The sequence below is a fragment of the Butyrivibrio sp. LC3010 genome (genome assembly GCF_000424385.1).
Classification (GTDB): Bacteria; Bacillota; Clostridia; order Lachnospirales; family Lachnospiraceae; genus Butyrivibrio.
This window is the reverse complement of sequence record NZ_AUJU01000006.1, coordinates 148,876-173,987: the sequence shown is the minus strand read 5'-3', so window position 1 is coordinate 173,987 and position 25,112 is coordinate 148,876. Positions and strand designations below refer to the sequence as shown.

At 39.8% G+C, this 25,112-nt stretch carries 17 protein-coding genes and 1 other RNA gene; 16 read left to right on the top strand and 2 right to left on the bottom strand.

Going from position 1 to position 25,112, the window contains the following annotated elements:
- Window positions 1-111: 111 nt before the first annotated feature.
- The 6 genes from G622_RS0106655 (at window position 112) to G622_RS0106630 (ending at window position 9,582) form a co-directional block, all read left to right on the top strand.
- Window positions 112-489, top strand: a complete 378-nt coding sequence (locus G622_RS0106655) for a GntR family transcriptional regulator (RefSeq protein WP_242832969.1) — start codon at window positions 112-114, stop codon at window positions 487-489.
- Window positions 486-1,388, top strand: coding sequence for an ABC transporter ATP-binding protein (locus G622_RS0106650; RefSeq protein ID WP_026510052.1), 903 nt, complete (start codon window positions 486-488; stop codon window positions 1,386-1,388). The genes G622_RS0106655 and G622_RS0106650 overlap by 4 nt, the downstream gene beginning before the upstream one ends.
- Entirely contained in the window at window positions 1,363-3,675 is a 2,313-nt protein-coding gene (locus G622_RS0106645; RefSeq protein WP_026510051.1) for a DUF6449 domain-containing protein, read from the top strand. The genes G622_RS0106650 and G622_RS0106645 overlap by 26 nt, the downstream gene beginning before the upstream one ends.
- 299 nt (window positions 3,676-3,974) lie before the next feature.
- On the top strand, window positions 3,975-6,434 hold the full coding sequence (locus tag G622_RS24455) for an EAL domain-containing protein (RefSeq protein WP_155831428.1): 2,460 nt from the start codon (window positions 3,975-3,977) through the stop codon (window positions 6,432-6,434).
- A 209-nt stretch (window positions 6,435-6,643) separates the two neighbouring features.
- Window positions 6,644-8,671 carry a methyl-accepting chemotaxis protein gene (locus G622_RS21970; protein ID WP_049945726.1) on the top strand — a complete coding sequence of 676 codons (2,028 nt, stop codon included), beginning with the start codon at window positions 6,644-6,646 and terminating at the stop codon, window positions 8,669-8,671.
- A gap of 251 nt (window positions 8,672-8,922) precedes the next feature.
- Window positions 8,923-9,582, top strand: coding sequence for a flagellin (locus G622_RS0106630; RefSeq protein WP_196814187.1), 660 nt, complete (start codon window positions 8,923-8,925; stop codon window positions 9,580-9,582).
- On the opposite strand, the gene G622_RS0106625 is transcribed toward G622_RS0106630, so the two are convergent.
- Together G622_RS0106625 and G622_RS0106620 are read right to left on the bottom strand one after the other, a co-directional pair.
- Entirely contained in the window at window positions 9,579-10,694 is a 1,116-nt protein-coding gene (locus G622_RS0106625) for an FAD:protein FMN transferase (protein ID WP_049945725.1), read from the bottom strand. The two genes, G622_RS0106630 and G622_RS0106625, sit on opposite strands and share 4 nt — an antisense overlap.
- Entirely contained in the window at window positions 10,691-11,485 is a 795-nt protein-coding gene (locus G622_RS0106620) for a hypothetical protein (RefSeq protein ID WP_026510048.1), read from the bottom strand. Before G622_RS0106620 ends, G622_RS0106625 begins: the two co-directional genes overlap by 4 nt.
- Window positions 11,486-11,706: 221 nt before the next feature.
- Here G622_RS0106620 and thrC point away from each other — a divergent pair, with 221 nt between their 5' ends.
- From thrC to G622_RS0106575, 10 genes are all read left to right on the top strand, one after another.
- The gene (thrC, locus tag G622_RS0106615; RefSeq protein WP_026510047.1) at window positions 11,707-13,191 is read left to right on the top strand and encodes a threonine synthase; all 1,485 of its coding nucleotides are present in this window, start codon (window positions 11,707-11,709) and stop codon (window positions 13,189-13,191) included.
- A 163-nt stretch (window positions 13,192-13,354) separates the two neighbouring features.
- Window positions 13,355-14,734 (top strand): citrate/2-methylcitrate synthase, encoded by a 1,380-nt coding sequence (locus tag G622_RS0106610; protein ID WP_044914853.1) that lies wholly within the window; start codon window positions 13,355-13,357, stop codon window positions 14,732-14,734.
- A gap of 74 nt (window positions 14,735-14,808) precedes the next feature.
- The gene (locus G622_RS0106605; protein WP_026510045.1) at window positions 14,809-16,626 is read left to right on the top strand and encodes an aminopeptidase P family protein; all 1,818 of its coding nucleotides are present in this window, start codon (window positions 14,809-14,811) and stop codon (window positions 16,624-16,626) included.
- 180 nt (window positions 16,627-16,806) lie between these two features.
- Window positions 16,807-17,016: non-coding RNA, 6S RNA (gene ssrS / locus G622_RS25200), on the top strand.
- A 189-nt stretch (window positions 17,017-17,205) separates the two neighbouring features.
- Window positions 17,206-18,435, top strand: coding sequence for an EAL and HDOD domain-containing protein (locus G622_RS0106600; RefSeq protein ID WP_026510044.1), 1,230 nt, complete (start codon window positions 17,206-17,208; stop codon window positions 18,433-18,435).
- Window positions 18,436-18,624: 189 nt separating this feature from the next.
- Window positions 18,625-19,926: an aminotransferase gene (locus tag G622_RS0106595; RefSeq protein ID WP_026510043.1), complete on the top strand. Its 1,302-nt coding sequence runs from the start codon at window positions 18,625-18,627 to the stop codon at window positions 19,924-19,926.
- A complete protein-coding gene (locus G622_RS21965; protein WP_081675207.1) occupies window positions 19,923-21,911 on the top strand; it encodes a YgiQ family radical SAM protein in 1,989 nt (662 codons plus the stop codon). The genes G622_RS0106595 and G622_RS21965 overlap by 4 nt, the downstream gene beginning before the upstream one ends.
- A 538-nt stretch (window positions 21,912-22,449) precedes the next feature.
- Window positions 22,450-23,457: an energy-coupling factor ABC transporter permease gene (locus G622_RS0106585; RefSeq protein ID WP_026510042.1), complete on the top strand. Its 1,008-nt coding sequence runs from the start codon at window positions 22,450-22,452 to the stop codon at window positions 23,455-23,457.
- A gap of 49 nt (window positions 23,458-23,506) precedes the next feature.
- Complete coding sequence (cbiQ, locus tag G622_RS0106580; RefSeq protein ID WP_026510041.1) at window positions 23,507-24,280, top strand: cobalt ECF transporter T component CbiQ; 774 nt, start codon at window positions 23,507-23,509, stop codon at window positions 24,278-24,280.
- A gap of 28 nt (window positions 24,281-24,308) precedes the next feature.
- Entirely contained in the window at window positions 24,309-25,055 is a 747-nt protein-coding gene (locus tag G622_RS0106575) for an energy-coupling factor ABC transporter ATP-binding protein (protein ID WP_044957241.1), read from the top strand.
- The last annotated feature ends 57 nt before the right edge of the window (window positions 25,056-25,112 follow it).

Sequence of the window (25,112 nt, the reverse complement as noted above, 5' to 3'; positions counted from 1 at the left end):
CTGATTGACAAAATTAGAAAGTCTTATTTAATCCTGTTGACAGGTGGAGGTGTATGGTATATTATCCTTAGTGTACTAGATGACATAGTACACTAAGAACAGGAGGGGAAAATGCTGATAGAAATCGATTACAGAGACAAAAGACCCCTGTATGAGCAGATATCAGGCAAGCTTGAAGAGCTGATATTATGCGGTGTAATAGGTGCAGGGGAAGCATTACCTTCTGTAAGATCACTGGCGATGGATTTATCAATCAACCCCAATACAATTCAAAAGGCATATGATGCACTGGAACAAAAGGGCATGTGCTATTCGGTTGCCGGGAGAGGAAGATTTGCGGCAGCAGCCGATGAAGTGCTTCCGGTAAAAAAGAAGGAGTTCTTCGATGAGCTTTTAGGGGTAATCGTAAAGGCATCTAAGGTCGGGATTACAGAAAAGGAAATTACAGACTTTATTCATGAAGAGTTTGTAAAAGGAGGGAACGTATGATAAAGGCGACAAATCTGTCAAAAAGATTTGACGATATTCAGGCGATAGCCGGAATCGATCTCACCATTGAGGATGGTCAGGTGTTTGGCCTTGTGGGGACAAATGGTGCAGGTAAAAGTACATTTTTAAGAATAGCGGCAGGAATACTTAAGCCGGATACAGGAAACGTCACAATAGATGGAAGACCTGTCTATGAGAATCCTGAAATAAAGAGGGAACTGTTCTATATTTCTGATGACACGGCATTTTTTCCAAATACGACACCTGTGGAAATGGCTACTTTCTATAGCAGAATTTATCCGGGGTACAATATGGGGAGATTTGATTACCTCATGAGTAACTTTGGACTTGAAAAAAACAGAAAGATAAAGACATTTTCAAAGGGAATGAAAAAGCAGTTATCCATTATACTTGGCATTGTGGCAGGCACCAGATATCTGTATTGCGATGAGACCTTTGACGGCCTTGATCCGGTGATGAGACAGGCTGTGAAGAGTCTTTTTATAGGAGATATGAGCTCCAGGAATTTTACACCTGTGATTGCCTCCCACAACCTTAGAGAACTAGAGGATATATGCGATACAGTAGGACTTCTTCACAAAGGAGGAATACTCCTTTCAAAGAACCTTGATGAAGCAAAGTCTGATATACACAAGCTTCAGTGTGTCTTTAGGGATGAGGAGAGCCAGAAAAGAATTGAGGATAAGCTTTGTGTTCTGACAAAAGAGAATCGCGGAAGACTTGTGACTATGACCATTCGCGGTCAGGAGGAGGATATAGGCGATGCACTGAGAGCAGAAAATCCGATCTTTATGGAAATACTGCCATTGTCTCTTGAAGAGATATTTATCAGTGAAACGGGGGTAGAAGGATATGACATCAAGAAAATTATTTGCTGATCTGCTTAAAGAGCAATCCAAGAGGCGTCTTTGGCCGATAGCATTATCAATAGCAGCAAATTTCTTCGCTCAAATAGTATATACCATGATTATCTTCGGGCATTACAAACAGAGACTTGAGAATGAGTCAACTAACTTAAGTGACATCAGGATAAACTTTTACAATGACGTTGCAGGTCTTGGAAACGGACCGGTTATATTCATATTATTTGTGTTGGCATTTATTTTGGCAATTCAGGGGTATTCATATCTTTTTGATTCCAGGCAGATGGATCTTTATTACTCACTGCCAGTCAAAAGACAGCAGCTTTTTGATGTGAATAACCTATGCGGAATTCTTATATTTGCTGTTCCATATCTTATATGCAACATGATTACCGTAATAATGGGTCTGGTGAAGGGATATGCTACCTGGAATACCATTCTTTTGTATCCAGCGTCCGCTCTTGTGGTAGTTATCATGTTTATTATGTGTTATGAAATCTGCTGCCTTGCGGCTGTTTTGACAGGTCACATAGTTGTAGCTGCACTTGGATGCGCTATGTTTTTCTTTTTTGGACCGGTAAGCTCGGTAGTATACGAAACACTTAAGGATACTTTTTTATCCAGTTACTGGAGTGACTCATCAAGTATTGATGCGTATACAAGATGGACTCCTATTACTCTGGTTCTGAGAACAATAGAAAGATTCCATGGGGATTCTCAGCATGAGATTGCATTTTATACCTTTGATGCCGCGCCCGGTATGTTAATGATTGTCATTCTGGCGATCGGATGTTTTGTTCTCTCAAGGGTTCTTGTGAAAATGAGACCTGCAGAGGCAGCAGGTAAGGCTATGGCGTTCAATATCACAAAGCCGGTACTTAAAATCATCGTTTCTGTTGTAGGCGCGATTGGAGCCGGACTGATGATTTATTTTATAGGCTATTCAAGAAGTTTTGGAATGCTGATCTTTGGTATGATCTGCGGACTTGTCGTAATCCATGTTGTGATAGAGACCATATACGAATTTGATTTTAAGGCGTGTCTTAAACACAGAGGAACACTTCTTGGAAGTGCCGTAATTTCATCACTTATATTCATTGGTTTCATTTTCGATATATTTGGATACGAAACATGGCAGCCTATGCCATCAAGGGTTGAAAGTGTTGCTATCGCTGAAAACTTTACATATCCCAACATCATAGCACCCTCTGAAAAGGTGACTGATGGAGTAGATAACGTAACGTTCTACAACAGTACTGCTTCAGGAATGGAATATGCTTTAAGCCATATGAAACTTACTGACCTTGATAAGGTGGAAAAGCTTACAGTACAAGGTGCAATAGAAGCTAAAAAAAGCCATAAAGATGCGATAAAGTACAGACTCTTTAGCCCTGATTATATTTACTATGATTTTAATGAATATGATGATACTGTTGATAGTCCTTCATATGAATATTTTACAGTACAGTGGAACTTAAAGAACGGTAAAAGGGTAAGACGACAGTATAAATTAAATAAGAACGATCAGGAGTTATTTGCGATATATAGAGATTTATATGATTCTGAGGAATATAAGCTTGGAAAGTTCCCTGTTACCGGAATTAATGAGGGTGAAATTGATGGATTAAACGGACAGAGTCTCAGTGGTAGTTTTGAGCAGAAGTTAAGCAAAGAGGATATGGATGAATTCATTAAAATCTACACCAATGAACTTATGGCCCAGTCCTTGGATGATTTAAGTAAGCAAACGCCAACGATAATGATCAATGGATCTAAGGCTACAGGTAATAAGCTGTACTATGAATACTACAACAAGTACAATTTTTATGTATTTCCATCATTTACCGGTACTATAGCTTTTCTGGAACAGCATAATATCCCGACATCCTGGTGGAATGGCAACGACGATATGGATAAAGTCACCATAGAGGTTGATCAGTGGGATGAGGAAAAAGAGCAGAACATTCATGGAGAATGGAGCAGTAATGATAGAAATGAAATTCAGGCTGTGACAAGTAACTGTATTCCGGATGAATTGTTTAATGCCACAGGGCTTTATGACTATGCTGATATTACTCAAAAGGGCTGGGATAACGTATATTTTTCATATAATAGCAAGACAACGTCCGGCGGGGAATATGTTTATCTTTTGAATTCCGACAATCTACCGGAGAAATTAAAGGCTATCTGTTTTAGCGATGATATTGAAAAAAATAGTGATGCTGCCATAACTGATGGGGTATCAAACGCTGGCTATAATGAAAGCGCATCCGGATGGATAAAATGTGTCTCAAACGGTTGATGATCGTTTTGGACCAGGCTCTTTCGAAGCGAGGGGTGTGTCCTGCAGAAAGGCAGGATGCTTGAACAATTTTTCTTAATGCGTTCAAGAAGTCATAGATTCCTGTTTTTCCTCAGAAAAACGGGAATCGTATTGGACCAGGTCCTCGCGAAGCGAGGGGCGTGTCCTGCCGAAGGCAGGATTTTTGTGGGCGATTTCCGCTTTTGCCCACAAAAAGTCATATCTTAAAAATATATAAACTTTCCGAATATTCTGTAAAGTCAACACTTTTAAGCGATAAATCGGCTAAAATATATTTTATGGAACCCTTGGAAAATTATATTATCAACAATATAGATAGAGCGATCGAACAAGGCTGGATAGAGGCATTTTTCCAGCCTGTTGTCCGTGCTCTTACGAAGAAATTATGCGGTGTGGAGGCTCTTGCAAGATGGAATGATCCCGATTGGGGGATGCTTCCGCCGGCATTATTTGTAAAACCGCTGGAGGACAGTCAGCTTATTTATAAGCTTGATTGTCATATAGTTAGTATTGTCTGCAGTACGCTGGACCGCGAGTTAAAAAAAGGGAATCCAATTGTACCTGTATCTATTAATTTTTCCCGTCTCGATTTTGTAAAGTGCGATATCTTTGAACTGGTTGAATCTGAGACATCTAAATATGATATTCCAAGAGATTATATACATATTGAAATTACTGAAAGTATCTTCGCCACAGATGAGGGATTTTTACTTGACGTTATAAATAAGTTCAGAAGAGTGGGCTATGAGATTTGGATGGATGATTTCGGAAGCGGATACTCCACCTTAAATCTTCTCAAAGACTACGATTTTGACATGCTGAAAATGGACATGAATTTTCTGACTTCATTTACTGAAAAGTCCAAGGCTATTATGCGTTCCACCATAACAATGGCTAAGGAAATCGGAATCAAGACCCTGGCTGAAGGTGTTGAAACTGTTGAACAGTTCCAGTTTTTGCAGAACATTGGGTGTGAGCAGCTGCAGGGCTTCTATTTTGGAAGACCTGAAAAATACGAAGATATGCTTGAGCATCTTAAGGAAAAAAGAATCGATATCGAAATGAGACAATGGCGGCACTTTTATGACGTCGCCGGATCAAGTGTAATTGATACCGATATTCCCCTTGAAATCATTGAAGATGACGGGGAGAATTTTCATACACTTTTCATGAACAGGGCATATATTAGGCAGGTTCTTCACGACTATGATATTGACCTCAGTGAGATAGACAGACGCATCTATCACACTGCGTCGCCGCTGCTTAAAAAATACAGAGAGTTCGCCAATATTACTGAGAACAGTTCCAATATTGAAACCTTCTATTACACGGACAATGGGAATTACCTGAGGTTCAGGGCAAAGTGTCTGGTTAAGCATAATGGTCATGCGATTATCAAAGGCTCAATCATGAACATAACCATGGATCAGAATAATACTGAGCGTAACATGCTGGATTCAAAACTAAGGGATCTTAATCTTCTGTTTGAAGTGGTTGACCTGATCAATATCGGAGATAATCTCGTTGCGCCTCTTCTTGGAAGATTTAAGTACATAAATAATGATTCTTATGTAAATTCTGACCTTAAATCAATTATTCAGATTTTTGCAAATGATGTTGTCTATTCGGCTGAAAAGAATGATTTTACGGATTTCATGAATCTATCAACACTTCCCAAAAGGGTTGAGGAGAGCAGCAAAGGATATATAGAAAAAATATTCAGAATAAAGCAATCAGATGGTTCCTACAGGAGAAAGAATGTCATAGTGATGTCTGTTCCGGGGACCGGTGGGAACGAATTCCTGGTTTGCTATAAGTCGATTCCCATGGAGGTATCCAGAGTTCTGGATGGACTTACAGCATCGGCAAGGTTACTTGTTGATAAATATCTTGCAGATTCCGGAGCAATTACCTATTCAGAGCTTTGGGATAATATTATATGGGCTTCTTCTGTTAAATTCTTCTGGAAGGATAAGAACAGGAGATTTCTTGGAGCCAGCCAGTCATTCCTGGACTATTACGGATTTAAATCCATAGAGGAAATTGTCGGAAAGACAGATGAGGATATGGGGTGGCATATTGATGGTGAGTCTTATAAAAGCGATGAAGAGGATGTCTTAAATGAAGGTAAGATGATAATCGATGCTCAGGGACAATGTATTGTGTCAGGAGTTGTTCACGACATTGTATGCCAGAAGATGCCTGTTTACAGAAATGGGGAGATTATAGGTCTGATTGGATTTTTCCAGGATAAGGAAGAAGAATTATACAGGCTTGAAAATATCGCAATACCAAATAATATTGATCCTCTTACAAAACTAATGAATGCGAAGGCATTTATGCTTTGCCTTCTGGACTATGCAGGTGAGTATCTTGATAAGGGAAAGAACTATGGGCTGATAATCGTAAGAAATGCCAGCTATTCCAGAGTTTTAAGTACTTACGGAAAAGATACAGCCGAAAAATCCCTTGTCAGAATGTGTCAGAAGATCACAGAGGTTGTAGGTCGCAACTGTGCAGTTGGAAGAATTAAGGAGAGCTATTTTGGTATTCTTACTTTTATCAAGACCAGAGAAGCTTTGGATTATCTTGCAAAACAGATAAAAGAGGCAATAGAGACGATAATTGAAATAGATGGCAACAGCATTACCATAAATGCAAAGATTGCTACAGCGCTTAGGTCTGATGAAAATGTAACTGATGAGAAAATATATGAGATTGTGATCAGTAATTTGTAAGTTTTATTATTTATCTGAAATCTACTGAGCATATCTGAGCGGATTTTCGCAAGAGATTAAGATAATTACAGAGAAAATATTAAAATTTGATTTTGTTTTTTATAAAAAACTTATAAAGATTAAATGCTTATTTAATCAATAAACGATGCCATAATGATATCATTATATTGATATTTTGATAATTAGTTATCATTAGGAGGTATCAGTTTATGGCCAATATAAGTTCAGAAAAAAAACAGATCAAACATATTAGTGCGCAGCTTTTACTGGTTCTTATTCCAATGATTGTCGTTGCACTGGCTTTTATTACGATTTTTATTGCATTCAGGGCAAAAAGCGTAATAGTAGATGAGGCGACAAATGGTCTTTCGCAGGAAGCTAAGGCAAATTCTGAAGAAATTGCAGCAACCATGAACGGAATCAAGAATTATTATGATGGTCTTGCTGATGTTATTGAATCATCAAAATATGAGGATGCCTCCGAAATCAAAGCAGTTCTTGAAACCGGAATGAAGAAGTATCCAAATGAAGTAAGTGATGTATATCTGGCATTTGGAAGAGAGCTATTCGTTGATGGTGGGGGTTGGGTACCTGATGCTGATTATGATCCCACAACACGAGCATGGTATAAGAATGGATCAGCGTCCAGAACCGTAGTCCTCGGACCTCCTTCAGTTGACTTGACCACGGGTCAGATGGTTGTATGTGGCTCCCGTGTTGTAAATATGATTGATGGAATGAGTGGCGTTATGTCCACAGATATAGTTCTGTCCGGTGTTTCTGAAAAATCAAGCGCATTTAAGCCTTTGAGAACAGGCTCAACCATGCTGTTTGATGGCTCAATAATGGTTGGCTCACCTTCTTCTGATCAGATTGGAAAAGATGTAAGTGAATTTTCAAATGATGGTTTCATTCAGGAAGTCGCTAAGATTGTCGAGGCAGGTGGAACATCAGATATTCAGCATATTAAAGGTACTGACGGAAAAACTTATTACGTATCCTTTGATCCCGTCGATGGAACAACATGGCAGCTTGTTTCATTTGTAGCTGAGGGCGATATTCTTGCTCCTCTTTACAATTTCATATTAATAAGTGCGATTATCGCAGTTATCATGATCGTGGTAATGGCTGTTGTAATGCTTCAGGTTATCAATAGTATGATCACAAAACCGGTAAGTGCACTTACAAGCAATATTACAAGAATTGCACAGGGCGACTTCACTGTTGATATTAAAAAGGGTAAGGATAATGATAACGAGATTGGCGTAATGAACTCTAATATGTTCGAGTATGTTCAGCAGATGAGAGATACGCTTACCCAGCTTAGAAATGTTACGGAACAGCTTGCAGATGAGGCTGCAAATTCTAAAAATGCATCCAGTGATCTTAATTTACAGGCAGATGAGCAGAGCAAGGCAATGCAGCAGATTCAGGGTGCTATGGATGATATGGCTGATGCAGTTACAGAGCTTGCCAATCAGGCCACAACTCTTGCACAGGAGGTAAGTAATCTTACAGATAAGAGTAACCAGACAAGAGAAACTATGGAAAGTCTTGTTACCAAGGCAAGAGACGGACAGAGAGATATGGAAGTTGTTCAGACCGGTATGAGCGGTATTGCAAATTCCATGGAAGATATGAACAGAGTAGTTGGAGACGTTGGAGAATCTGCTGATAAGATCAATTCCATAATAGAGATCATCAACTCCATCGCTTCACAAACGAACCTCCTTTCACTGAATGCTTCAATTGAAGCAGCAAGAGCAGGTGATGCAGGTAAAGGCTTTGCTGTTGTTGCTACTGAAATCGGACAGCTTGCAAATAACAGTGCTGAGTCTACCACTCAGATTGCTGCAATTATTAAGGATATTACTGCACAAATAAAAGAATTGTCAGATAAGTCCCAGGCAAACATGAATGAGATAAGCGCTAATATGGATGCTGTAAATACAGCAGGTGCGACTTTTGAAGAGATATTTAAGAGTCTGGATGAAACCAGTGATATTGTAGGTGAGATGATTGCCAAGGTAGGAAATGTTGATGAGATAGCTACATCCATGGCGGCTATTTCTGAGGAACAGTCTGCAAGTACTCAGGAAGTAAGTGCAACCACAACCCACCTTACATCAAGTGCCGAGCTGGTTGCTGAGAATTCAAAGGGTGTCGATACCAGTGCGACAGCTGTTTCAGACTCTTCTGACAAAATCGAGACACTTATTAGTGGATTTAAGGTTTGATGTCTATTTTATACAATTAAATAGCTGACTAGTCATAAAATTTTAACTATTTACAAAATTGACTGAAAATGTTATAGTCAAGATAACTATAAGAATATACTGCTCTGAGTGGCAGAGATTTAGGAAGGATCCTAAGTGTGTCTTTTTAGACAAAAGGCATGCCAGCAGCTATTAATGGTGGGGACCGGAGATTAGGCTGCGGCGCGAAAATGGATTTATCCTTATTCACGGAGGAAGAAAGGAGCGCAATTATGATAGGAGGAATAGGAAGTAACAGTTTTAATAATTATTCCTATGGGAAGATCGCCAGTGGCAATAAGCTTCCGAGAGCTGCAGATGGTGCAGCGGAGCTTGCTATAAGTCAGAAGCTTGAAAAAGAGCAGAGGACCGCTGGAGTTTTGGTCAGAAACGGACAGGACAACGTCAACAGACAGAATATCAGTGACGGCGTTCTTGACGGAGTAACCGATTATCTGCAGAGCATGCGTGAGAATGCTGTATATGCTAAAAATGACACTTTGTCAGATAGCGAGCGCGGCGACATCTCCAATGCTAATTCTCAGTTAATGAAGGGAATTGGCCAACAACTTAATTCTTCACAGATGAAGTCACTTGGACTTGATAATGTCGATGTTAATGACATCGACTCCATCGACAGCGCATTAAAGAGCGTTAACGATGCAAGAGGCCAGGTAGGCGCTGTAACAAATGGACTTGAAGCTGATGTGAGCTACAATTCCATAGCAAAAGAGAATCTCTTAAGTGCACAGAGCAGCATAGCAGATACAGATATTGCTCAGGAGATAACTGAGCTCAAGAAGACTCAGCTACTTGATACATATCGTATGCAGATGCAGAATAAGCAGATGGAAGATGAAGAGCAGAGAAGTAATATGAACCTTATGCTTTAAGGGTTAAGTCCCGGGAATCCGTCTGAATAAACAACTTCATATTTGTCTGTTATAAACAGAACGTAAGTATCAGGGATGGAATCTATGAGATCCATCCCTTTTTCTACGCCAAGGGACAGGCAGATTGTAGACAGAGCATCACCGTCAACAGACGAGTCTGAGACAATGGTTGCACTGTAGACGTTGTTCCTTACAGGAAACCCTGTGGCAGTGTTTAGAATATGGTGGTAGAGTATTCCGTTCTTCTCAAAATAGCGATCATATATTCCGGAAGTTACCACTGATTTATCCTTTAAAGATAAAGTGAGCATGGATTCGGAAGCTTCGCCAAAAGGCCTTTGTATGCCTACATTATATGACGCTCCGTTAGCAGGTTTTCCTCCTACAAGCAGGACATTTCCGCCTAAATTGATAATGCCGTTTCTTACTCCTTTTTCCTTATAGAATTCTTTTAACTTGTCTGCTATATAACCCTTGGCAATACCGCCAAGATCAATCTTTGACTCAGGGTCCAGAAGGCGGGCATAATATTTTCCGTCTTCTTTCGTAAGCTTTATATTTTTGTAATCAACATGAAGGAGATCCTTTTCAACTACGTTATGGTCAGGGAGCTGTTTTCCTGAATCTGCATGAAAATCCCAAAGATCCGTAATTTTACCAATTGTGGGATCGAAGGCGCCATTAGACAGCTCTGCATAATAGAGCGCCTTGCTTAATAAATCATATGTTGAATAGTCTATTTCGACTGAATTGCCAAAGGAATGGTTGATATTCCAGATATCACTATGCTTTTTTTGAGTAGAGAACAATTTTTCATAGTGATCGCATTGTAAAAGACACTCATCCAAAAAAGACAGACATCTTTCAGAAGCGTCAGCATTTTTTGTGAAAAATGGGGAATCATTGGACAAAAAGTCTTTATTGTAGGCGGTAAGCGTGATAACGGTATCAAAATAAAAGCCTACTTTCTGATTAGACTCTTCTGTAGAGGCGACAGCGCACCCTGAAACCTGTATGCATAAAAATACTATAGTTAAAATAATAATTGCCCACAGATAACTGCGGGCATAAGCTCTTATTGAATACATATTATGTCCCTGAAAACAGATCATCCGGTAAGCTTCATTATTTTAGGAGAAATCTTAATACATGAGTAAAGATCTGCGTACTGCGAAGCTGTAAGATCCTCAATATAATTCAGCATGTAGTTTTTATCTATGCCATTCTTTTTTAGAATATCTGCAGCCTTGTTGTAGGCTATGGCTGCTTCATTCTCTGTGTTGTATTTTCCTACAACGTAATCACCGTTTACATGAATGACAGTTTTATATTTCAGGAATCCGCGCTCTGCGTATTGGCGGACACCGTGATATCTGTTTAATACTTCAATATTTTCGTAGCGAAGATCATTGGCATTGCCGTTGGCAAAGCGGTAGTCACGACCCTCAACCGCATAACTTCTTATACCATATCTGCTGAGGATACTTATCTGTGAACCATAATCAGCCACAAATAAATGAGAACCCCTTTTCATAATCTTGTGTGATGAATAATAAAACAGATCATCAATATCGAATATGAGCATGTGGTTTGGTGAGAGATAGTAAAAGAAGTACTTTTTTTCAAGATAGATCGGCGTAGGAATATACAGCCCCTTGTCTCTGAAATTGATCAGGACAACGCACTTTTCAAAAGAAAGCGATTTTTCCTTCTCATAGGATGACAGGGTAAAGGAACTGTCCGAAAGAATGTCCTGCGCCTGCGAATATGCATCCCCGGCATGCTGTGCATCAGAGAAGGAACCCAGTGCGATATGTTTCCCCTTGAAAGTAATTGAAGCCCTATAGGACTTCGTCCCATCCTTCAAACTTGTTTCATACACTCCCGCAACTTTGTTTGCCATTTTAAGTTTACCCCTATAAGCTTAAAATCAATAGTTCCGAAAGCGGTGTTTATAATTATTTATGTATTTATATGCAATTATGTGGTATACTTTGTACTCAAAGTATAGTTTTTTATCATAAGAAAAACATCAAACTACTCATCAGTGAAGAGTTGTCTTATAACTATTCTATCATATCAACAGCAATGCGGAAATAAGAAAAAACGGAGGAGTCTAGCAACATGAACGTTATGTATTCAAGCACCAGAGGTGATAAGCAGAAGGTAACAGCTTCCCAGGCTATTTTGAAGGGACTTGCAGCAGATGGAGGACTTTTTGTTCCTGATAGTATTCCGAAGCTTGACAAGAGCCTTTCAGAGTTTAAGGAGATGGACTATCGTGAGACAGCTTATCAGGTTATGAAGCTTTTGCTTTCTGATTTTACGGAAGAAGAGCTGAGATATTGTATAGATCATGCATATGACTCTAAATTCGATACAGAAGAGATGGCACCTATGACTGAAGCTGACGGTGCATTTTATCTTGAGCTATATCACGGAAAGACAATTGCATTCAAGGATATGGCACTTTCAATCCTTCCATATTTAATGACAACTGCAGCAAAGAAGAACAACATCAAAAATGAGATCGTAATTCTTACTGCTACCAGCGGTGACACAGGAAAGGCTGCACTTGCAGGATTCGCAAATGTTCCCGGAACAAGAATCATGGTTTTCTATCCCAAGAACGGTGTATCACCAATCCAGGAAAAGCAGATGGTTACTCAGGAAGGTGACAACACCTGCGTTATAGGTATCGAGGGTAACTTCGATGATGCTCAGACCGGAGTTAAGAAGATTTTTACAGATCCTGAATTCGCAAAAGAGCTTGATGAAAAAGGATTCCAGTTTTCATCTGCAAATTCCATAAATATCGGACGTCTTGTTCCTCAGATTGTTTATTATGTTTATGCATACACAAGACTTCTTAAGGAAGGAAGAATCGCTGAGAATGATGTGATAAATGTAGTTGTTCCCACTGGTAATTTTGGTAATATTCTTGCCGCTTATTATGCAGGAAAGATGGGACTTCCGATAAAGACATTTATCTGTGCATCCAATTCAAACAAGGTTCTGTATGACTTCTTTAAGACAGGCGAATACGACAGAAATCGTGAGTTTATTCTTACAAGCTCACCTTCAATGGATATTCTTATCTCATCAAACCTTGAGCGTCTTATTTATCATATTGCAGGTGATGATGCAGCGAAGGATGCTTCTTATATGAAGCAGCTTACAGAGGATGGAAAGTATGCAATTTCAGACTCTATGAAAAATGCGCTTGAGTGCTTTTATGGCGGTTATGCTACAGAAGATGAGACAGCTAAGACTATACGTGATTTGTTCGAAAAAACAGGATATCTTATAGATACTCATACCGCAGTCGCTTCTTGCGTGTATAATAAATATAGAGAGGAAACCGGGGATAAGACTGTTACAGTAATCGCTTCTACGGCAAGTCCCTACAAGTTTACAAGAAGTGTTATGCAGGCTCTTTCTAAGGACGATGAGAGTCTTGATGATTTCCAGCTTGCGGATAAGCTTTCAGAGGTATCCGGAGTCGAGATTCCCGAGGCTGTTACATCAATTCGTGATGCGGCTGTAAGACATGATAAGGTTGTAGCAAAGGATGCACTTGCTGATGCTGTAAGGGAGTTTTTGAAGTAAAGAGATAAAATACAAAAATATTTACACTGTCTGTCAGCTGTGCTGGCAGATAGTGGGAAAATACAGGAGATGTTTACAGTTAGCGCACGTCCTTTGGGCGCTTACGGTATCAGTATCCGGACCGGACTTAGACAGAAAAAAATAGCATTATATAGGAGGTATTATGGGAAACAAAGACAACGAGAGAAACATTTACTCAGATAACACACCGGAATTAGTCGATCTCGCTAAGGTTGTTGAGGGTGCAGACCGAATAGATCCGGAGCTTTTTACAAAATATGATGTAAAGCGAGGGCTTCGTGATTTAAATGGTAAAGGTGTACTGACCGGTCTAACCAATATCTCCACAATAAATGCAACCAAGGAAGTTAATGGGGAGAGAGTTCCTGCAGATGGAGAGTTATTCTATCGCGGAATTAACGTAAGAGAAATAGTTCATGGAACTGCCAGTAATTCTAAATTCGGCTTTGAAGAAGCAGCTTATCTGCTTTTATTTGGTAAGCTTCCGAATAAAGAGGAACTCCGTGGTTTTACGCAGCTCCTTGGTTTTTACAGGTCTCTTCCTACCGGTTTTGTAAGGGATATCATTATGAAGGCTCCGAGCCGTGACATGATGAATACCTTGTCGCGAAGTGTTCTTACACTTTATTCCTATGATGATCATGCAGATGACGTTTCAATGCCTAATGTACTAAGGCAGAGTCTTCAGATGATAAGTCTTTTCCCTCTTCTTGCAATATATGGATATCAGGCGTATAACCATTACCATGAGGGGAACAGTCTTTTTATTCATCCGCCGAAGGCTGAGCTGTCAACAGCAGAGCATATCCTTTATTTGCTCAGGCCCGACAGTAAATATACTGAACTTGAAGCAAGGCTTTTGGATATTTGCCTGATCCTTCATATGGAGCATGGAGGAGGTAACAACTCATCCTTTACAACTCACGTTGTAAGCTCATCGATGACTGACACTTATTCCGTAATTGCTGCGGCCATTGGATCTCTTAAAGGACCGCGTCACGGTGGTGCCAACATAAAGGTTATTCATATGTTTGACCAGATGGAGAAAGAACTTAAGGATTGGACCGATGAGGATGAAGTAAAAGAATACCTTAAAAAGCTTCTTCATAAAGAGGCTTTTGATAAAGCAGGTCTTATTTATGGTGTTGGACATGCTATCTATTCAAAATCTGACCCAAGAGCAGTCCTTCTTAAGGAATACACCATTAAGCTTGCGAAGGAAAAAGGAATGGAAAAAGAGCTGGCACTTTATGAGACAGTTGAAAGGCTTGCTCCGGAGGTCATCAGCAATGAGCGCAAGATGTATAAGGGCGTTAGCATAAACGTGGACTTCTATTCCGGATTTGTTTATAAAATGCTTGAGCTTCCTGAGGAGCTGTTTACTCCTATGTTCGCAATTGCACGTATTGTAGGCTGGAGCGCTCACAGAATGGAAGAGCTTGCTAATAACAGCAAGATAATAAGACCGGCATATATGGCAGTTAGCGATACTCATGAGTATGTGCCGATGGAAGACAGATAAAAAGAACCCCGGGATTGACATCCTAACTGAAAATTTAGACGGATTATGGGTTCTTCAGGAGGATATAAATTTAAATGAATAAAATAATACAGGACAGACTCTCTGCCCTCAGAGCAAAAATGGCAGCAAATGGCATAGATTATTATCTTATGCCGACATCAGACTATCACAATTCTGAGTATTCAGCAGATTTCTTCAAGGCAAGAGAGTATTTCTGTGGATTTACAGGATCCAATGGAACTCTGGTTGTTTCAAAGGATTTCGCAGGAATGTGGACTGATGGAAGATATTTTATACAGGCTGAAAGAGAAATGAAGGGAACCGGTGTTATTCTCTTTAAGATGGGAGAAGATGGGGTTCCGACTATCGCAGAGTATCTTGCTGATAACATGCAGAGCGGACAGGTTCTTGGATTTGATGGAAAGGTAGTGCCTGCAAGAGAAGGACTTTCCTACGAGAAGAAGCTTAAGAAAAAGCAGGTTAAGATCAAGTATGACAAGGATCTTGCAGGAGAGGTTTGGGAGGACAGACCTCAGCTTCCCTGTAATCCTATTTATGTTCTTCCGGATGAACTTTGCGGAAAATCATTTGCCGAAAAGCTGGCAGATGTAAGAAAAGAGATGGAAAAGGAAAATGCAAATGCATACCTTCTCTGCAAACTTGATGATATATGCTGGCTTACAAATCTTAGAGGCAACGATGTTGAGTGCAATCCTGTTATTCTGAGTTACCTTTTCATAACAAAGAAAAGTGTAAATATGTTTGTACAGTTTGAAGAGCTTAATGATGAGGTTCGTTCTTACTGTGAGGCAAACGGAATCGAACTTATTGCTTACAACAGAATTATCAACTGGCTTGATGAATATGAATATGACGGCGTTACTCTCTATGATGAGAGAAATGTAAGCTATTCAGTATACAGAACAATCAAGGATAATTCAGAAGATAATTCTGCGACTATCAAAAATATCTATGATCCTACAGAAATGATGAAGGCATGCAAAAATGATACAGAGCTCAAAAATATAAGAGAGGTCTATATCAGAGATTCAGCTGCTCTTACCAGATTTATATATTGGGTTAAGAAGGAAGTTGAGAATGGTGCGGATTTAAATGAATACACAGCTGCCATGCATCTTGATGAGATGAGAGCTCAGCTGCCAGGATTTATTGAGCTTTCATTCCCCACGATCAGTGCTTACAAGGACAATGCGGCAATGATGCATTATGAAGCAACTGAAAGCTCAAATGCTAAACTTGAGCCCAAGAGCTTTTTACTTGTGGATTCCGGCGGAACCTATATGGGAGGTACAACGGATGTCACAAGAACTATAGTGCTGGGACCTCTTACTGAGGATGAGAAGAAGCACTATACTCTTACTGCTGTTGGAATGTTACAGCTTGCAAATGCACATTTTCTTGAGGGATGTAACGGAAGGAACCTGGATATTCTTGCAAGACAGCCACTCTGGAATATCGGTATCGATTACAAGTGCGGAACAGGTCACGGTATCGGTTATATCTTAAATGTTCATGAGGGACCTCATAGCATCAGATGGAAGTCAAGATCATCTGAGGATGAAGCTGCTCTGAAGGCAGGTATGATCGTGTCTGATGAGCCCGGTGTTTATAAAGAGGGCGAGCACGGAATAAGAATTGAAAACATCCTTGAGGTTGTAAGCGGTGAGAAGAACAGTGATGGACAATTCCTTGAGTTCAGACACCTCACTTATGTTCCCCTTGACCGTGATGCGATTGATAAAAAGTATTTACAGCCAAGAGAAATAGCAGCAATTGATGATTATCACAAGATGGTTTATGAGACAATTGAACCCCTCATTGAAGAACCTGAGATCAAGGAATGGCTTAAAGAGGCAACAAAGCCTTTATAAAAGAGCTTCATTTTCACATAATGATGAATTGTTTCAGAATTTGGCGCATGTAATGCAGATTACATGCGCTTTCTTCATACATAATTAATAATTTTTCACTGAAAATCTATTGATTTAGGGTGTAGCAAGGTTATAATATAATTAAAGAACTGCCAGAGAGCAGTTTATATCGAGCATTGAGCTCGCCTGGGATGTTCGACAACTCCGGTGTAATTTGAACCTACAGTTACTTTAAACGGGACACCTAAATTGCGTGTTCGGCTGTCACGCCTCCGGCCCTGCACATGTGCAGACAAGCTATGGGAGAGGAAGACTAATGACAAAGCTGCGGTAACCCACCTGGCGTTTGCTAGGAGTCAAATAGCCGGAACCGGCATTCTCGGGATTATTAGATTTTTATCCGCCTTTATGGGCGGATTATTGTTTTTTTACAGCCTTTATGGCTGTTTTTTTCTTTCTCGTTTTTTATATTTTATTGTTATTTTATTTTCTTTAATTGTTTATACTTTTTTCTGATGATATAATAAATTAATAGACAAAAATTCACGAAATACGAAGTAGTCCGAAAGGAGTAATGAGATGTTAGCTTCATTGATCCCACTTTTTGATGATGAGATGAGAGTTTGCGCTTACTCTGTTTTTGCACAGAGAGATAATCATCTTATGAATCCGCATCTTATGGGAACAGGTTTCCTTGACAATGTGGTCAATATTGTAGGACTTGATATTGTTGATAGTGTCGGACCGACAGTGCTTTCAGGTGGTAAGGAAGTATTTGTAGAAATCAATAACATCTCACTATTCGCTAATATAGAGGAACAATGTAAAGCTCCGCAAAAAATGATCGTACTTCTTCTCGATAGTACTGTTTTACCTGAGGAGCCTTATCTTACAAGACTTTGGGATTTAAAGGGACAGGGTTATAAGATAGCCATCAGGAAGCTTGCAGGGAATCAGTTTGAAACCTACAAGCCTATCCTTGAGATGTGTGATTATATTCTTCTTGATCACAGGAAGATCAATATCAGAAGTGCGAGAATCTATTTCCAGAGAGCTTATCCTGAATTAAAGCTCTGTGCTGTTGGCGTTGACAGCAAGGACGATTATGAAAGACTTTCCTCTGATGGTGCATACGACCTTTATGAAGGTAATTTCTTCAGAGTTCCTGTTGAGGATTCAGAGAAAACCGTTACACCGCTGAAGGTTACTTATATTGAACTTCTTAATGTTGTTAACAATCCTGACTTTGATCTTCAGGATGCTGCTGATGTAATAGGAAAAGACCCGGCGCTTGTTATTTCATTGCTGGAGATGGTTAATCACCTTACAATCAATTCAGAGATTACTTCCGTAAGACATGCAGCTGCCATGCTTGGACAGAAGGAATTGAAGAGATGGATCAACACAGCTGTAACCAAGGAACTCTGTGCTGATAAGCCCAGTGAGATCATGCGAATTTCCATGGTAAGAGCAAAATTTGCTGAGAATCTGTCTGCTTGTTTTGATCTTAAAGGATTTGCTGCAGAGTTGTTCCTTGCAGGTCTGTTTTCACTTCTCGACATAATGCTTGATCAGACTATGGAACAGTCACTTAAGCTGGTTCATGTGTCTAAGAAAATCGAGGATGCACTTATTGGTCATAAGGGTGATCTGTGGCCCATATTACAGTTCATGTTTGAATATGAGAATGCTTCCTGGCAGGAGGTTTCAAGACTCATGATTATGGAAAACATCGACATGAACGAAGTGTATAAAGCATATACGGATGCACTTAGATGGTATAGAGACCTGATCGATCCAATAAAATAATGCATTTGCATTTTCTATGAATCCGTTATGGAAATATTATAAATAACAACAAAATTTTAAGCTGGCGTGATACGTCAGCTTTCTTTTTGATATTGAATTTTCCAAAATGCTTTAAATAGAGAACTTTTATTTCTAATTAATATGTTGTATAATTTTTGCAGTTTAAAGCGAAGTGAGGAGTCTATTATGATTAAGGATTACAAGGAGATGAATAAGCAGGAGCTTGAAAAAGAGCTCGCTAATTTAAAGGCTGAATACAAAAGATTTCAGGACATGGATCTGACACTTAATATGGCAAGAGGTAAGCCGTGCCATGAGCAGCTTGATATTTCAATGGGAATGATGGATACACTTAATTCTGAAGCTGATCTTTCCTGTGAGGATGGAACAGACTGCCGTAATTATGGTGTGCTTGACGGAATCCATGAGGCTAAGGTACTTATCGGTGCAATGATGGAGAATAAGCCTGAGAATATCATTATTTATGGTAATTCATCACTGAATGTTATGTATGATACCGTATCAAGAGCTTATACACATGGAATTATGGGTAATACACCCTGGTGCAAGCTTGATAAGGTTAAGTTCCTTTGCCCTGTTCCGGGATATGACAGACATTTTGCAATCACTGAATATTTTGGAATAGAGATGATACCTGTTCAGATGACTCCTGATGGACCTGATATGGATGTTGTGGAGAAGTTGGTATCAGAGGATGAGGCGATCAAGGGTATTTGGTGCGTTCCCAAGTATTCAAATCCTCAGGGTTACTCATATTCTGATGAGACCGTTAGAAGATTTGCAAGACTTCGCCCGGCAGCAAGAGATTTCCGCATTTTCTGGGATAATGCATATGGAATTCATCACTTATATGATGATGATCAGGATTACCTCATTGAGATTCTTGAGGAGTGTAAGAAGGCAGGAAGCCCTGATATGGTTTACAAATTCTCATCCACATCCAAGATTACATTCCCCGGAAGTGGTATAGCAGCTATTGCCACATCTCTCAATAACCTTGAAGAGATTAAGGCACAGCTTACTAATCAGACTATCGGACATGACAAGGTTAATCAGCTTCGCCATGTGAGATTCTTTGGCGATATAGATGGTATGAAGGCTCATATGAGAAAGCATGCTGATATTATCAGACCTAAGTTTGAAGCTGTTTTAGAAATTCTTGACAGAGATCTTGCTCCTTATAACATTGGTGAGTGGACAAGACCGAAGGGAGGATATTTCATCAGCTTTGATGCTCCAGAGGGATGTGCCAAGGCCATCGTTGACAGAGCTAAGAAGGCAGGAGTTACAATGACAGGCGCAGGTGCTACATATCCTTACAAGAAAGATCCTAAGGATAGTAACATCAGAATTGCACCTACATATCCTTCACTTGGCGATCTCAGAACAGCTATGGAAATATTTACAGTTTGTGTAAGGCTTGTATATGCAAACAAGCTTCTTGCAGAAATGGATGAGGGTAAGGAATGAATAAGTTTCCTCCATTCAGTAGGGACGATTTAATTGAACGCGGGATAGATCAGCTTGATTTTGTCTACGTGTGCGGAGATGCATATGTTGATCATTCAAGCTTTGGCGCCGCGATAATAACCAGAACACTTGAGGCTCACGGATACAGCGTGGGCCTTATTTGTCAGCCTGATTTTAGAGATGAGAACAGTATAACAGTCCTTGGAACGCCAAGACTGGGATTCCTCGTATCTGCCGGGAATATGGACTCGATGGTGAATCACTATACTGTTGCCGGTAAGCGCAGAAAAACAGATGCTTACAGCCCCGGAGGGGAGATGGGCAGACGCCCGGATTATGCGACAATAGTTTATTGCAATCTGATCCGTAAGGTATATAAGCATGAACCTATAATAATCGGAGGAATCGAAGCGAGTCTGAGAAGACTTGGGCATTATGATTACTGGTCCAATAAAGTCAGGCGCTCAATTCTCCTTGATTCAGGAGCAGATATTATCTCCTATGGTATGGGAGAGATAAGTATTGTGGAAATAGCTGATGCTCTCGCATCCGGAATGGCAGTATCTGATATTACCTATATAAACGGTACTGTTTATAAGACCAGGGATGAAGAGAGTATCTATGAAGCAATCAAACTCCCGTCCTTTGAAGAAATTAAAAGTGATAAGAGAAAATATGCCGAGAGCTTCAGGATCCAGTATAGAAATACCGATCCTTTCAACGGAAAACGTCTGTATGAAACCTATGATGGGAGCCTGTTTGTAGTTCAGAATCCGCCATCAAGACCTCTTACACAGCAGGAATTCGATGATGTATATGAGAGAGAATACTTAAGAGCATGGCATCCTTCGTATGATGCAGCCGGAGGTATTCCTGCATTTGATGAGATTAAATATTCGCTCACTTCCAATAGAGGATGCTTTGGTGAATGTAACTTTTGCGCACTGACTTTCCATCAGGGAAGAATTGTGCAGGGAAGAAGTCATGAATCAATAATTCGTGAAGCCAGGATTTTTACTGAGGAGAAGGATTTTAAAGGATACATTCATGATGTTGGAGGTCCTACTGCCCAGTTTAGAAAGGCTGCCTGCAAAAAACAGATGAAGTTTGGTGCCTGTCCGGATAAGAAGTGCCTTCATCCTGAGGTGTGCAGAAATATGGATGTGGACCACAGTGATTATCTAAGCCTTCTTAAAAAGCTCAGAAATCTCCCGGGAGTTAAGAAAGTATTTGTCAGATCAGGCATAAGGTTTGATTATCTTCTGGCGGATAAGGATGATTCATTTTTAAGAGAGCTTTGCATGCATCACATAAGCGGACAGCTTCGTGTCGCTCCCGAGCATATTTCGGACAATGTACTGAATAAAATGGGTAAGCCTAAAGTTAAGGTATATGACCGCTTTATCGAGAAGTTTGATCGCATAAATGAGCAGATAGGAAAACAGCAATACGCAGTGCCATATCTGATGTCATCCCATCCGGGAAGTACACTTAAGGATGCAATAGCCCTTGCCGAATATCTATGCAAACATAGATTAAGCCCTGAGCAGGTGCAGGATTTTTATCCTACACCCGGAACGGTATCAACCTGCATGTACTACACAGGAATAGATCCAATAACCATGGAACCGGTATATGTTGCAAGGGATCCACATGAGAAGGCAATGCAGAGAGCACTTATTCAGTTCAGAAGACCTGAGAACTATGAACTGGTTAAGGAAGCACTTTTAAGAGAAAACAGAGAGGACCTTATCGGATTTGGCCCTCAGTTTTTGATACCGCCGAGAAAGCCCACTGATAAAGCTTTCGGAAAGAATGCTAATAATAAGAATGACAGGAAAGCACCTACCAAGAGCGGCAATGTACATGTAAAGGGTGATAAAGTGCACGCAAAAGGCGAAAAATCCCATGCAAAAGGTGAGAAGAATACATCTCATAAAGGCGGGCCTAATTCGCAGCGTGGCAGAAATAGAAAGAAAAGATAAAGCTCGTAAAGAACCTCGCTAAGTGGACTTGTATGACTCTAACTAGTGCTATGTACAAAAAAAGCCAGCTCTGAGGCTGACTTACCAAAAATATCTCTTTAGGGAGGAGGAGCTGTCAGATGGGGAATCTGACAGCTCTGGTATGAAAAAAGTTTTGTTGGGGGAGTCAGAAGTTCTCACTTCTGATAGGATTATAATACAAAGAATGTTTGTCTAAAGTATGTACGAAGCATAAAAGAAACATAAGATTTCTAACGAAAGTTTGAATTAAATATTATAAAATCATAAACTATCATAATAATGATAATTATAGCTCAGAATATGATTTATATAATCAGATGTCCTTATTGCATATCTAAATTCATTTAGTTTCCAATTCTCATTAAAGAAAACTGAATAAATGTATCACATATAACCCCCTGGGGGGCTTGTGACATAAATAATGCCAACATATACTAACATTTAGGAACCTTGGTATTGATATTGGTTTCTATATTAAATATAATTTGGTACAATGATTTGCTGGAGGATGATTATTATGCACATGGCGGATGCCTTAGTATCACCTGCTGTTGCGGGTACAATGTATGTTTTATCAACAGGAGCAGCAGCTTATTCAATTAAGCAGGTAAGAGAGGAAAACGATCCTAAGAAGATTCCTGTGATGGGAGTTATGGGAGCTTTTGTTTTTGCTACACAGATGCTAAACTTTACAATTCCCGGGACAGGCTCATCAGGCCATCTTTGTGGTGGAATGATGCTTTCAGCTCTTCTTGGACCCTATGCGGGATTCCTTACTATGATAGGAGTTCTTTTGATTCAATGCCTGTTGTTTGCTGACGGAGGGCTGTTGGCGCTAGGGTGTAATATATGGAATATGGCGTTCTACGGGTGCTTTATTGGAGCGCTTCTTATATGGAAGCCTATTATGAGAAAAGGTGCATCAAGAGTAAAAATTATTGTGGCTTCGATTTTAGGATGTGTGCTCACTCTGCAGCTTGGAGCATTTTCTGTAACACTTGAGACATTGATTTCAGGAATAACAGAGCTTCCTTTTGCAGTATTTGTATCAACTATGCAGCCCATACATCTTGCTATCGGTGCGGTAGAAGGTCTTATAACAGCTGCAGTTCTTATTTTTGTAAACGAAGCAAGACCTGAACTTCTCTGGGGAGTTTCAGAGGAGAAGAAGGAAGCAAAGCTTTCTCTTAGAAATACTATTGTTACACTTGGTGTAGTAGCTGCAATCTGTGGTGGTATCGTTTCACTTTTTGCTTCTGCATTCCCGGATGGTTTGGAATGGTCAATGGAGAAAGTTGCAGGAACTACAGAGTTAGAGGCTTCAGGCGGCGCTTATGAAGTGGCTGACAGTATCCAGACTGCAACATCACTTTTACCTGATTATGCATTTAAAAACAGTGAAGCTGCTGTAGGTACAAGCTTCTCCGGAATCGTAGGTTCATTGGTTGTAGTAGCTGTGCTTGTTGGTGCATGCTATGCCTTCAGATTTTTCAGGAAGAAATCTTCAGGTGAGAAGGTCGCCTGACTTAAAGACCTTCACAATGCAGCGTTACAGATAGCTGTAAAGAGGTTAAATGGATTCAATAGAACAAAGGTTACACGAGTTTCAAAAGTTTCAGGAATTATGGCAGCGTTCCCATTGGATGAATGAACTTCATCCTTTGGGGAAGCTGCTTATTAGCGTTTTATACATATTTACGGTGGTGTCATTTGACAAATATGCGGTGGCACCACTTATTCTGATGTCTTTATATCCTATTTTCGGGTTTGTATTAGGAGAGCTATCAATCAGGACCGGGTTATATAGAATGAGACTTATTCTGCCACTGGTATTGATAGTTGGCATATTTAATCCGTTCTTTGACAGGGATATCGTACTTAGGATAGGCCAGATAGGCATTACAAGGGGAGTGATTTCCATGATCACCCTTATGCTCAAAGGCTTTTACGCTGTTCTTGCAGCTTATATTCTGATAGCAACAACATCCATTGAAAAGATATGTTATGCCCTGAGGGCCATTCATGTGCCTAAAATAATTGTAATAGTCATACTGCTGATCGAGAGATATTTTTATATAATGGGCGAGGAGGCAGACAGAATAGTAACTGCGTATAAGCTCAGGGCACCCAAACAGAAGGGCATTCATTACAGTGCATGGGGAACTCTTGTGGGAATGTGGCTTATAAGAAGCATGGACAGGGCAGGAGTAGTGTATGAGAGCATGCTTCTAAGAGGCTTTAAGGGGGATTTTGATACAGGAAAACAAAAGACAAAGCTATTTGATATAATGTATACTGCTTTTTGGATTATTGCATTTATGATTATCAGATTCGTGAAATTGTTTTGATATTGCTGATAAAAAAAGAGGATATGATATGCACACCGGTATTAGCGGAGAACTGCTTTCAATTGAAAGACTGAATTTTTCTTATGAGAAGGGACATCCGGTACTTATAGATATAGATTTTCATGCTAAAGACGGGGAGAACATAGGTCTTATAGGTGCGAATGGAATAGGAAAATCTACTTTCCTTAAGCTTCTTGTGGGCTTGTACCTGGATTATGATGGCAAACTCAAAGTCGCTGGGCATGAAGTAAACCGGAAAAATCTTAATCATATAAGGGAACACATAGGATATGTTTTTCAGGACTCAGACAGTCAGCTTTTTATGTCAACAGTTGAGGACGATGTAGCCTTTGGCCCCAGAAACTATGGATTCTCAGAGGAAGAAGTAGAGCTTAGGGTATCAGAGGCACTCAGTAAGGTTCATATAGAGAATCTCAGGAAAAAACAGAACTATAAGCTTTCAGGTGGTGAGAAGAAGCTGTCTGCAATAGCTACGATTTTATCCATGGAGCCTGATATAATACTGATGGATGAGCCTTCAATTGCCCTTGATCCAAGAAACAGAAGGAATCTTATCGGTATTTTAAATGAACTTAAGTGCCTTAAGATCATAGCTTCACACGATCTGGATTTTATTATGGATACCTGTGAGAGAGTTATTCTTTTACATGACGGAAGAATTATTGCTGATGACAGCACAGATGTTATACTAAAGGATAAAGAACTTTTGGAAGCTCATGGATTGGAACTTCCTCTCAGATTTCAGAATATTTGATATAACAAATGCGATTATTTTGTGCTATAAATAATAAAAGTGCCAATTGATCGCACG

Bases quoted from the DNA above. Each gene is read 5' to 3' on its own strand.
- G622_RS0106655 (WP_242832969.1), top strand. From the start codon at position 112: ATGCTGATAGAAATCGATTACAGAGACAAAAGACCCCTGTATGAGCAG.
- G622_RS0106650 (WP_026510052.1), top strand. From the start codon at position 486: ATGATAAAGGCGACAAATCTGTCAAAAAGATTTGACGATATTCAGGCG.
- G622_RS0106645 (WP_026510051.1), top strand. From the start codon at position 1,363: ATGACATCAAGAAAATTATTTGCTGATCTGCTTAAAGAGCAATCCAAG.
- G622_RS24455 (WP_155831428.1), top strand. From the start codon at position 3,975: ATGGAACCCTTGGAAAATTATATTATCAACAATATAGATAGAGCGATC.
- G622_RS21970 (WP_049945726.1), top strand. From the start codon at position 6,644: ATGGCCAATATAAGTTCAGAAAAAAAACAGATCAAACATATTAGTGCG.
- G622_RS0106630 (WP_196814187.1), top strand. From the start codon at position 8,923: ATGATAGGAGGAATAGGAAGTAACAGTTTTAATAATTATTCCTATGGG.
- G622_RS0106625 (WP_049945725.1), bottom strand. From the start codon at position 10,694: ATGATCTGTTTTCAGGGACATAATATGTATTCAATAAGAGCTTATGCC.
- G622_RS0106620 (WP_026510048.1), bottom strand. From the start codon at position 11,485: ATGGCAAACAAAGTTGCGGGAGTGTATGAAACAAGTTTGAAGGATGGG.
- thrC (WP_026510047.1), top strand. From the start codon at position 11,707: ATGAACGTTATGTATTCAAGCACCAGAGGTGATAAGCAGAAGGTAACA.
- G622_RS0106610 (WP_044914853.1), top strand. From the start codon at position 13,355: ATGGGAAACAAAGACAACGAGAGAAACATTTACTCAGATAACACACCG.
- G622_RS0106605 (WP_026510045.1), top strand. From the start codon at position 14,809: ATGAATAAAATAATACAGGACAGACTCTCTGCCCTCAGAGCAAAAATG.
- G622_RS0106600 (WP_026510044.1), top strand. From the start codon at position 17,206: ATGTTAGCTTCATTGATCCCACTTTTTGATGATGAGATGAGAGTTTGC.
- G622_RS21965 (WP_081675207.1), top strand. From the start codon at position 19,923: ATGAATAAGTTTCCTCCATTCAGTAGGGACGATTTAATTGAACGCGGG.
- G622_RS0106585 (WP_026510042.1), top strand. From the start codon at position 22,450: ATGCACATGGCGGATGCCTTAGTATCACCTGCTGTTGCGGGTACAATG.
- cbiQ (WP_026510041.1), top strand. From the start codon at position 23,507: ATGGATTCAATAGAACAAAGGTTACACGAGTTTCAAAAGTTTCAGGAA.
- G622_RS0106575 (WP_044957241.1), top strand. From the start codon at position 24,309: ATGCACACCGGTATTAGCGGAGAACTGCTTTCAATTGAAAGACTGAAT.